Genomic DNA, 9,971 nt, shown 5'->3' on the forward strand with positions numbered 1-9,971 from the left:
CCCACCCCGCCATCCCACGGAATGCCCGCTGTTGCTTTGGCTTTGGCTTTGGCTTTGGCTTTGGCTGTTGCCGTTGCTGTTGCCGTTGCCGTCGATTCGGCAGGTGCAGGGCGCAGCCCTGCCGAACCCTATCCCTCTGCCATCGTCTGCCACCACTGCGCCAGCAGCTCCGGCCGTCGCAGGCGCTCGCGCCACCAGCGCAGGGCCGCGCCATCTTCGCCGGTGCGCCAGGCAAGCCAGAAGGTCTCCTCCGGCTTGTGCTCCTCGACCTCGCGGATCACCAGCTGGCCACGTGCCACCGCAGCCCGCGCACACGGCTCGGGCAGGAAGCCGAATCCCAGCCCCTGGCACTGCAGCTTCAACTTGCTGGCCATGTCCGGCACGGTCAACGTCTCCTGGCCCATCAACAGGCCCACTGTTCGTGGCAGCAGCCGCCGTGCCGAATCGGATACCGCGATCGCGCAATACGGCGCCAACTGCTCGCGGCCCAGCACACCCGGCACCGTCGCCAACGGATGCCCCGGCGCCACCGCAAACACGAAACCAACGCTGCCCAGCGGTTCGACCACATAGCCCCCGCCACTGGGGCCCTCGCCCGGCGCCCCCACCAGCAGGTCGGCACGCCGGTCCAGCAGCGCTTCCCAGGTGCCGGACAACGCCTCGCCGAACAGGCGCAATCGGGTCGGCGCCGCCACCTCACGGAATGCAGCGATATCCGGCCCCAGCAGCCAGGTCGGGAACACGGAATCGACCACCAAGGTCAATTCAGCCTCCCAGCCCGAGGCTACCCGCCGTACCCGCAGCTCGAGCTCCCGGGCCGCACGCAGCAGGTGCCTGCCCTCCTCCAGCAACGCGCGCCCGGCTTCGGTCGGCTCCGCCCGCGGGCCGATCCGGTCGAACAGCTGCACCCCAAGGTCCTCTTCCAGCTTGGCCACGGTGTAGGAAATGGTCGAGGGCACCTTGTGCAGGGCCTTGCCGGCGCCGGCAAATGAGCCTCGGCGGTCGATGGCGTCCAGGATCTGCAGGGCATCGAGGCTGAGCTTGAGCATTCGAAATTTTCGATGATGGCTGTCAAAACTATCCGTTTTTCAAACCCAAGGTGCAAGCGGATACTTTTCTTCAACGGGGAAACACAGTGGCTACCAGCCCACCCCACCCCATCGAAACCATCGAACAAGGAGATTCCATCATGCTGCAGATCCGCAAGAGCGCTACCCGTGGCCTGGCCGAGCATGGCTGGCTGTCCTCGCGCCACACCTTCTCGTTCGCCAACTACTACGACCCCCGCTATGTGAGCTTCGGCCCGCTGCGGGTCATCAACGAAGACAAGGTGATCGGCGGCCAGGGTTTCGGCACCCACAGCCACAGCAACATGGAAATCGTCTCCTACGTGCTGGGCGGCGCTCTGGAACACAAGGACTCGATGGGCACCGGTTCGGTGCTGCGCTACGGCGACGTGCAGCGCATGAGCGCCGGCAGCGGCGTCAGCCACAGCGAGTTCAACCATTCGGCCACCGATCCGGTGCATTTCCTGCAGATCTGGATCTTCCCGCAGACCGAGAACATCACGCCGTCGTATGAGGAGACCCACTTCACGCCGGAGAGCAAGCGCGGCCAGCTGCGCCTGATCGCCTCGCCGGATGGCGCCGATGGCTCACTGCACATCCATCAGGATGCGCGCATCTTCGCCACCATCCTCGATGGCGAGCAGAAGCTGCATCACGCCCTGGCTGCCGGCCGCGGCGCGTATGTGCAGGTGGCACGTGGCCAGCTGCAGGTCAACGGTATCACCCTGGAAGCGGGTGACGCCCTGCAGGTCAGCGACGAGGCACAGCTGACCCTGGAAAACGGCAACGACGCCGAAGTGCTGGTGTTCGACCTGCCGCTGTAACCAACACGCCCGCGATGCCGTCCAGCATCGCGGGCGTGTCATGCCGCTACGCGATCAGAACTTGTACGTCACCGCCAGCCGCACGTTGCGCGGCTCGCCCCAGGTGTAGGTGCTGTACCAGCTGAAGATCGTGTAATAGCGCTTGTCGAGCAGGTTGTTGACGTTGACGGTGGCCGACAGGCGATCGTTGAACTGGTAGCGCGCCATGGCATCCAGCAGCCAGTACGGCTGGGTGCGATGTACCACCGACGCACCACTGGCCGGGTTGGTGATGTTGCCGAACGTGGAATCCTGCCAGCGCGCACCGCCACCGACGGTCAGGCCCCGCCAGTCGCCGCGCAGGCGGTAGCTGGTGTGCAGGCTGAACTGGTTTTCCGGCTCCAGCGTGGTCACCTTGCTGCCGGCCTGGCGGGCGATCTTGTGCGCAAAGCCACCCTGCACCTGCCAGCCCTCGGCCAACTGCCCGGACATCTCCAGTTCGTAGCCCTTGGTGCGTACGCCCATCAATGCGCGATAGGCGTCCTCTCCGTTGGGCGTTTTGCCGCCTGTCGGCTGGGCGAAATTATCCTGGTCGAGCTGGAACAGTGCCGCGCTGGCATTGAAGCGGCCGTCGAGGAACTCCGCCTTCAGACCCATTTCATAGCTGCGGCCTTCCAGCGGATCCAGTGCCTTGCCCTGTTCGTCGCGCTCACCCTGCGGCTTGAAGATCGTGCTGTAGCTGGCGTAGACCGAGTAATGCTCGCCGAGGTCGTAGACCACGCCGGCATACGGCACGAACACGCCGGTCTCGCGCGTCTGCGGCGAACGGTAGCTGGCCAGACGGCTGCCGACGATCACCTTCAACGGGTCGGCGATGTCGAAGCGGCCGACCACGTACAGGCCGTTCTCGCGGGTCACCTCGTTGTTGCCATAACCGCGCTGCCATTCCGGCTCCGGGATGTCGCCCTTCCAGCTGTTGTAATCGGCAACGGCGGTCGGGTATCCGGGCTGCGGCGAATAACCGGTGTTGGTCCAGCGCTTGCGCGACGCACTGCCGCCGACCACCAGTTCATGCTGACGGCCGAACAGGCCGAAGTTGCCGCTCAGATAGAAGTCGGCAGCGTTGCTGACGGTCTTGCCGACGTACTTGCCCAGCCACAGCGAGACGCCCTCGCCGGTGACCGGATCGGGATTGCCACCGGCCGCACCCGCCAGCGCTGCGTCGTAGCCGTTGACCTGGTGGTTGAGCTGCAGCTTGGCCACCCAGTCGTTGTCGAACGTATGTTCCAGCGTGGCAAAGCCGGTGCGCACGTACTGGCGCCAGCCGCTCCAACGAGTGCCGTTGTTGAACGAGCGCGGCATGTCATTGAAGTTGCCCTGGCTGTCCAGCAACGGGATGCCGCCCCAGGTCGAACCCTTGGGGTCGCTCTCCAGCACGTCGCCACCGACCGTCAGCAGCGTGCGTTCGCCCAGATCAGCTTCCAGCACGGCGTAGCCGACCTTGCTGGTGCGCTGGTAGAAGTCCAGATTGGAATGCTTGTCCTGCCAGGCGCCTACCGCACGCCCACGCACGCGGCCATCGGCAGTCAACGGGCCGCCGACATCGACTTCGGCGCGGTAGTCATCCCAGCGGCCGACACCGAGCGTCGCACTGCCGGCAAATTCCTTGCCCGGCTTCTTGCGCACCAGGTTGATGGTCGCACCGGGATCGCCCATGCCGGTCAGCAGGCCGGTCGCGCCCTTGAGCACTTCGATGCGGTCGTAGATCGCGGTATCGCTGAGCGTATTGCCGGCCGAGTAGGCCGAGTCGCGCGACATCGGAATACCGTCGTACTGGAAGTTCTGCACGGCAAAACCACGTGCGTAGTACTCGGTGCGCTCACTGTCATAGGTGACGATGCTGATGCCCGGGGTCACCCGCATCACGTCATCGATGCCGTCCAGGCCGAAGTCGTCCATCTGCGCACGGGTGATCACGCTGATGGTCTGCGGGGTCTGCCGCGGGGTCAGTACCAGGCGGGTGGCGGTGGCGATGGTGCCCGGCGTGTAGGCGCCGCTGCCTTCGGTGATGGTGCCCAGCTGGTTGGCGGTGACCTGTACGGTCTGCAGCGTCTGCGAGGGCGTCTTGCCCTCTTCTTCAACCGGCGCCGATTGCGCCGAGGTGGTGCCGGCAGCGGCCAGCGAGGTCAGCAGAAGACCATGGGCAAGGGCGTTCGCCAACGGGCGACGACGCAGGGACAGCACGGAAAAACGAACAGGCACAGACGACACGACGGGACCTCCACGAAGGGGTGGGATCCTCTGGCGGCGGCTCGAGGGGAAGGGGGAAAGGGCGGCCAAGGGCCGCAGGCGCAGGAGTTTACTCTCCTGCGCCCCCGCTGTCGTGGGTGGCGCCCGGGCCTGAGCAGGCGCTGCCCCGTGGCGATGGTCAGCCGTCGACGGCCGCCACGGCCTCCAGGATCAGTGCTGCCACCTCGGCCGGATGCGAGGCCAGCGAGGCATGGCTCGCTTCCAGCTGCAGCAGGCGCTTGGGCTGCATGCGTTCGGCCATGGCCTTCTGGTTCTGTGGCGAGATCATCCGGTCCTGGCTGGAAAGCTGGTACCAGCTCGGCTTGTGCTTCCACGCCGGATCGCTGATCGCATCGCCGAAGGTGCTGGCCAGCGGCGCCTTCTGGGTCACCGCCATCACCCAGCCTTCGTCGGCGCTGAGGTCCTGGCAGAAACTCTCATGGAACTTGTCGGCACGCAGCCACAGATAGCCATCGCTGTCCGGCGCGAGGTTCGGTGCCGCTTCGGGCAGGTGCTGCTGGGTAATGCCACCGGGGCTCTCCCCACTGTCCGGCGCAAATGCAGCGATGTAGACCAGGCCCTGCACGTTGGGCTGGTTGCCGGCTTCAGTGATCACCGCGCCACCATACGAGTGCCCGACCAGCACGACCGGGCCATCGATCTGGCGGATCATCCGGCGCGTCCGCTCGGCGTCGTTGACCAACGAGGTCAGCGGCAGTTCGACCGCCTTCACCTGGTCGTGGCCCTTGCGGTGCAGTTCCAGGATCACCTTGGCCCAGTGCGCGGCCCCGCCCCAGAAGCCATGGACGAGGAGGATGGTCGGTGTGGTGCTCATGCGCTGATCTCCGGCAGCGGCCGGGCGGAATGCCGACCGTCGGGCTACTCTCCACTGATGGCGTTAATCACTGGTGACGCATCCGGACCAATGCATTCGTATTCGACATTCGATGTCATTGATGGCACTTGCTCAAGGATTCTGAAAACGTTTTCATGAAGGCGATCCTCTGGAGCCTTCCTCGCGCATGACGCCTTCTTCTCCCCACGCCCAGCAGCACGCGACGCGCGCTGCGTTCTTCATCCCCGGCTTTGCCACCGCTGCCTGGGCACCGATGGTGCCCTACGCCAAGGCCAAGGCCGGGCTGTCCGATGCCAGCCTCGGCGGGCTGCTGCTGTGCCTGGGGCTGGGCTCATTGCTGGCGATGCCGCTGGCAGGTGCATTGACCGCGCGCCTGGGCTCGCGCCGCTTGATGGTCGTCACCACGGCCTTGATTCTGCTCGCACTGCCGCTGCTGACGCTCGCCCCCACGCCGCTGGCACTGGGTGCGACGCTGTTCGTGTTCGGTGCGGGTGTGGGCGCGATGGACTGCACGATGAACATGCAGGCGGTGGCCGTCGAGCGCGATGCGGGCCGCCCGATGATGTCCGGCTTCCACGCGTTCTACAGCATCGGCGGCTTCGTCGGCGCCGGCTGCATGACCGGCCTGCTGGTTCTTGGCGCGCCACTATGGCTGGCGTCGTTGGCCGCCGTGGCGGTAATGCTGCTGGTGGCCCTGCTGTCGGCACCACACTGGCGCCCGCAACGCATCCTGCATGACGGCCCGATGCTGGCCGTGCCGCATGGCGTCGTGCTGTTCATCAGCGTGCTCGCCTTCGTGGTGTTCCTGGCCGAGGGCTCGATGCTCGACTGGAGTGCGGTGTTCCTGGCCGAAGTGCGACAGGTGCCGCGCGACCAGGCCGGTGCCGGCTTTGCCGTGTTCACGCTGGCGATGACCGCGATGCGCCTGTTCGGCGACGGCATCGTCGAGCGCCTTGGCCGCACCCGCACCATCGTCATTGGCGGCATCACCGCGGCGGCCGGTTTCGCGCTGGCCACACTGGTGCCCTCCTTCGCGATGGCGCTGGTTGGCTACGTGCTGGTGGGCCTGGGCTGCGCCAACATCGTGCCCGCCCTGTTCTCGATGGCCGGCCAGCAGCGCGCGATGCCGGAGAGCATTGCGATCACCGCAGTCACCACGCTGGGCTATGCCGGCATCCTTGCAGGCCCCGCAGCGATCGGCGCGCTCGCCCATGCCACCAGCCTGGGCTTTGCCTTCCTGTGCGTGGCAGCGATGCTGCTGGGCGTGGCGGCATCGGCGCGTTCACTGGCGCGCCGCCTGCCCTGAAGGCTCAGCTGCGCGCTGGGGTCTTTGCCGGTGCATCGACGCCGTGCACCAGCCACTCGGCCTGGGCCGGCAACTGCGGCGCTGGGCACGCGGACTTCGGGTGGTGCTCGTCGCGCGCCATCCAGTCATCCACCACGCCGGCCAGCAGGTCCAACCGCAACGGCAGGGTGATGTGATCTTCGCCGCGCATCTCGATGTAGTGCGCACGCGGGTTGGCCTGCGCCAGTGCACGCCCCTGGCTGACCGGAATGTGCTGGTCGCCCTGCCCGTGCAGCAGCAGTACGCAGGCACGGGTATCGGCCAGCGCGCGGGCAACATCCACCTTGTCCAGGTCCACGTCGATACGGCGGCTGGCGGCGGCCACCACCTGGTTGATGTCCTGGCTGCCGTAGCGCCAGCGTGCATACGAGGCGATGGCCTGTGCCTTCAAGCCTTCCGGCTGCAGCGCCATCAGATGCGGAATCATGGTGCGGATCGCTACGCCGGCATTGGCGAACGATTCCATCGCCACCACGCCTGCCACCTGGTCACCCAGCTTGTCGGCTGTGAACAGTGCGGTGGCAGCACCGTAGGAAACACCGAACAGGTACAGCGGGCCGGTCATTTCACCACGCGCGCGTAGTTCGGCGATGACATCCACCACATCGTCCGATTCATAGGTGCCGTAGCCGGAGGGACCCGCGCCGGACTGCCCATGGTTGCGCAGGTCCAGGGTGACCACGCGGTAGCCCGACTCGGCCAGCTGCAGCGACCACGGCAGCATCGAATCACCGTTCATCATCCAGCCGTGCAGCAGCACCACGGTGCCGCGCGGCACCTGCGCGCGGAACGGTTGCGGTACCGCCAGGCTCAACCCGGTATCCAGCGGCAGGCCATTCTGGTGCTGCTGCGGCAAGTAGTGGTAGCGCGCACCATAGTCGCCTGGATCGAAAGCACGCCAGAAGATCGGCACGCCATCACGGCCCGCGGCGAAACCATGCCGGTTCGGCAACCCAGCCACGGCTGCTGCGATACGCGGCTGATCAAGCAGGGTCGAAACGCCACCGGGCGCGATCAGGCGGTCGCTGAGCGAGGTGGACGAGGCGGTCATCGAAGAAGAGCATGCAGCCAGCCACAGGCCGGCGCACGCCAGCAAAAGCAGCAGCAGGCGCTTCATGGGCAGTCAGGGGAAAAGTGCGACAGCGTGGCAGGTTAGCGGTCACGTCCGATGCCATCTATCGCAGCTGGATGACGGGTTGATGACAGCGCAGGATCGATTCAGCTTGTCACAATGTCGCGACCGGCCAGAGCATTGATCCGGATCAATGAACGCCATCCCACGAATGGCCACAGTGCCAGCATGCGCACCTCGTTCAAGCTCGCCATTGCCCTGGCCGCCACATTGGCCGCCGCCTACGGCATCGCCCGCAGCACACCGTACTGGTTCGCCCCACGGCAACAGGCCGAGGTCGATATCCACGACCCGACCCTGATCGAGCAGGGCCGGTATCTGTCGCGTGCCGCCGACTGCGCCGCCTGCCATACCGCCCCCGGTGGCAGACCGTTCGCCGGTGGGCTTGGCATGCAGACGCCGATGGGCACGCTGTACTCGACCAACATCACCCCGGACCCCGATACCGGTATCGGCGCGTACGACTATGCGGATTTCGAGCGCGCGGTGCGGCGTGGCATCCGCCATGACGGCCAGCCGCTGTATCCGGCAATGCCCTACGCCTCGTACGTGATCGCCAGCGATGCCGAGATCAAGGCACTGTATGCCTACTTCATGGGCGCGGTGCAGCCGGTCCGGCAGGACAACGCCGACAGCACCATTCCATGGCCGGCCAACATGCGCTGGCCGCTTGCCTGGTGGCAGCTGCTGTTCGCACGCCCGCGCAGCTTCACCGCGGATCCAACCCTGGATGCCGGCCAGCAACGCGGCGCCGAACTGGTTGAAGGCCTGGCCCACTGCGGCGCCTGCCATACCCCGCGCGGGCTGGCCTTCCAGGAAAAAGCGATGGCCGATGAAGGCAGCCGCCAGTTCCTGTCCGGCTCGGTGCTGGAAGGCTGGTATGCGAAGAACCTGCGCAACGAAGCAACAGGCCTCGCCAGTTGGAGCGAAGCCGAGATCGTCGAGTTCCTGCGTTCCGGCCGCACCGATCGTTCCGCGGCCTTCGGCGGCATGGCCGATGTGGTCGAGCACAGCACGCAGTACCTGTCCGACGCCGATCTGCTGGCGATGGCGCGCTATCTGAAGCAGCTGCCAGCACGCGAAGGCCGCAGCGCGCAGTGGACGCCGGGCACCGACACCACTACCGCCGCACTGCGCGGCGGCGACTACCGGGTGGCCGGTTCGCTGGCCTACGCAGAACACTGCCAGGCCTGCCATCGTGCAGATGGCCGTGGCATGCCACGGGTCTACCCTGCCCTGGCCGGCAACTCCATCGTGTTCGCCGACGATCCCAGCTCGCTGGTGCAGGTAACCCTGATCGGTGGACGCACGCCGCACACCCCGCATGACCGGATGGCGTTCACCATGCCGGGCTTCGAGCAGCTGCCCAATGCGCAGCTCGCCGACATCCTCACCTTCATCCGCAACAGCTGGGGCAACCAGGCCAGTGCGGTCAGCGAACTGGACGTGGCGCGCATGCGCCGGGTAGTGCGTGACAAGCCGGTGCATGTGGTCCCGCAGGAGACGGCGCAATGAGGCGTTCGAAGAAGCGTTCCAGAGCGCTGATCGCCAGCGCAGTGGTTGCGGTGCTGCTGGCCGGTGCCGGCACGCTGCTGTACCAGCACCTGTACCCGGGTCTGGATGCGGAGGTGGCAAGGACCCTGGATATCCTCGACGGCCACGGCCAGGTGGTGGGCCAGTACCACGTACCCAGTGCCGAGGAGATCGCCAGCCTCGGCAACGCCGACGCGGTGATGTTCGGCCGTCGCCTGCTCAACGAGACCGCACGCCTGCTGCCGGACAACGTCGGCAACGATCTGAACTGCAATTCCTGCCACATGGCCGAGGGCAAGCGACCGTTCGGCAATCACTACTTCAACACCGGCGGCGGCAGCTACCCGCGCTACATGCCGCGCCCGGGCAGGGAAATCGGTCTGGCCGAGCGCATCAATGGCTGCCTGCAGCGTTCGATGAACGGCAAGCCGCTGGCCAAGGATGCACCGGAGATGCGCGCGATGCTGGAATACATGGCGTGGCTCAGCCGCCCGGTACCGGAGGGTGCACGCGTGGCCGCGCCCAGCGAAGGGCCGATCGACAGCACGCTGACGCCGGACCCGATACGTGGGCAGGCGCTGTATGCCGCGCAGTGCGCTGCCTGCCACGGCGACAACGGCGAAGGCCAGCGCGATGCCAGCGGCGATATTGCGTTCCCGCCGTTGTGGGGCGAGCGCAGCTTCAACATCGGTGCCGGCATGGCGCGGTTGTACAAGGCCGCAGGCTTCGTCAAGCACAACATGCCGCCGGCGGTGACCCGTGAACCGCCACTGGGCCAGCAGGTGATGCCCGACCAGGATGCGGTGGATATCGCCAGCTACTTCATCAACCAGCCGCGCCCGGACTTCGCCGGCAAGGCCAAGGACTGGCCACGCGACCCGAAACCGAAGGACGCGCGATACTGAGGGACGCCGCCGGTGTTGCCGGCCGTCACACAACACACTCC

General features: G+C 66.4%; 8 protein-coding genes. 4 read left to right on the forward strand and 4 right to left on the reverse strand.

Features of this window, described 5'->3' with window-relative positions:
• Positions 1–128: 128 nt before the first annotated feature.
• A complete protein-coding gene (locus DBR20_RS16825; protein ID WP_108267082.1) occupies positions 129–1,049 on the reverse strand; it encodes a LysR family transcriptional regulator in 921 nt (306 codons plus the stop codon).
• Between the two features lie 140 nt (positions 1,050–1,189).
• Here DBR20_RS16825 and DBR20_RS16830 point away from each other — a divergent pair, with 140 nt between their 5' ends.
• Entirely contained in the window at positions 1,190–1,891 is a 702-nt protein-coding gene (locus DBR20_RS16830) for a pirin family protein (RefSeq protein ID WP_100464797.1), read from the forward strand.
• A gap of 54 nt (positions 1,892–1,945) precedes the next feature.
• Here the strand turns inward: DBR20_RS16830 and DBR20_RS16835 are convergent, their stop codons facing one another.
• Together DBR20_RS16835 and DBR20_RS16840 are read right to left on the reverse strand one after the other, a co-directional pair.
• A complete protein-coding gene (locus DBR20_RS16835) occupies positions 1,946–4,141 on the reverse strand; it encodes a TonB-dependent siderophore receptor (protein WP_108267084.1) in 2,196 nt (731 codons plus the stop codon).
• A gap of 157 nt (positions 4,142–4,298) precedes the next feature.
• The gene (locus tag DBR20_RS16840) at positions 4,299–4,994 is read right to left on the reverse strand and encodes an alpha/beta hydrolase (RefSeq protein WP_089240303.1); all 696 of its coding nucleotides are present in this window, start codon (positions 4,992–4,994) and stop codon (positions 4,299–4,301) included.
• A gap of 187 nt (positions 4,995–5,181) precedes the next feature.
• Between DBR20_RS16840 and DBR20_RS16845 the strand changes: the two genes are divergently transcribed.
• Positions 5,182–6,321, forward strand: coding sequence for an MFS transporter (locus tag DBR20_RS16845; RefSeq protein WP_108267086.1), 1,140 nt, complete (start codon positions 5,182–5,184; stop codon positions 6,319–6,321).
• 4 nt (positions 6,322–6,325) lie between these two features.
• Here the strand turns inward: DBR20_RS16845 and DBR20_RS16850 are convergent, their stop codons facing one another.
• Positions 6,326–7,477: an alpha/beta fold hydrolase gene (locus DBR20_RS16850; RefSeq protein WP_108267088.1), complete on the reverse strand. Its 1,152-nt coding sequence runs from the start codon at positions 7,475–7,477 to the stop codon at positions 6,326–6,328.
• 183 nt (positions 7,478–7,660) lie between these two features.
• Here DBR20_RS16850 and DBR20_RS16855 point away from each other — a divergent pair, with 183 nt between their 5' ends.
• Positions 7,661–9,007 (forward strand): cytochrome c, encoded by a 1,347-nt coding sequence (locus tag DBR20_RS16855; RefSeq protein ID WP_108267090.1) that lies wholly within the window; start codon positions 7,661–7,663, stop codon positions 9,005–9,007.
• The gene (locus DBR20_RS16860) at positions 9,004–9,930 is read left to right on the forward strand and encodes a c-type cytochrome (protein WP_108267092.1); all 927 of its coding nucleotides are present in this window, start codon (positions 9,004–9,006) and stop codon (positions 9,928–9,930) included. Before DBR20_RS16855 ends, DBR20_RS16860 begins: the two co-directional genes overlap by 4 nt.
• The last annotated feature ends 41 nt before the right edge of the window (positions 9,931–9,971 follow it).

It is taken from the genome of Stenotrophomonas sp. HMWF023 (assembly GCF_003060985.1).
GTDB lineage: Bacteria > Pseudomonadota > Gammaproteobacteria > Xanthomonadales > Xanthomonadaceae > Stenotrophomonas > Stenotrophomonas lactitubi.

What these genes read in the sequence shown, in the direction of transcription:
- DBR20_RS16825 (WP_108267082.1), bottom strand. Translation starts at nt 1,049, where the DNA reads ATGCTCAAGCTCAGCCTCGATGCCCTGCAGATCCTGGACGCCATCGAC.
- DBR20_RS16830 (WP_100464797.1), top strand. Translation starts at nt 1,190, where the DNA reads ATGCTGCAGATCCGCAAGAGCGCTACCCGTGGCCTGGCCGAGCATGGC.
- DBR20_RS16840 (WP_089240303.1), bottom strand. Translation starts at nt 4,994, where the DNA reads ATGAGCACCACACCGACCATCCTCCTCGTCCATGGCTTCTGGGGCGGG.
- DBR20_RS16845 (WP_108267086.1), top strand. Translation starts at nt 5,182, where the DNA reads ATGACGCCTTCTTCTCCCCACGCCCAGCAGCACGCGACGCGCGCTGCG.
- DBR20_RS16850 (WP_108267088.1), bottom strand. Translation starts at nt 7,477, where the DNA reads ATGAAGCGCCTGCTGCTGCTTTTGCTGGCGTGCGCCGGCCTGTGGCTG.
- DBR20_RS16855 (WP_108267090.1), top strand. Translation starts at nt 7,661, where the DNA reads ATGCGCACCTCGTTCAAGCTCGCCATTGCCCTGGCCGCCACATTGGCC.
- DBR20_RS16860 (WP_108267092.1), top strand. Translation starts at nt 9,004, where the DNA reads ATGAGGCGTTCGAAGAAGCGTTCCAGAGCGCTGATCGCCAGCGCAGTG.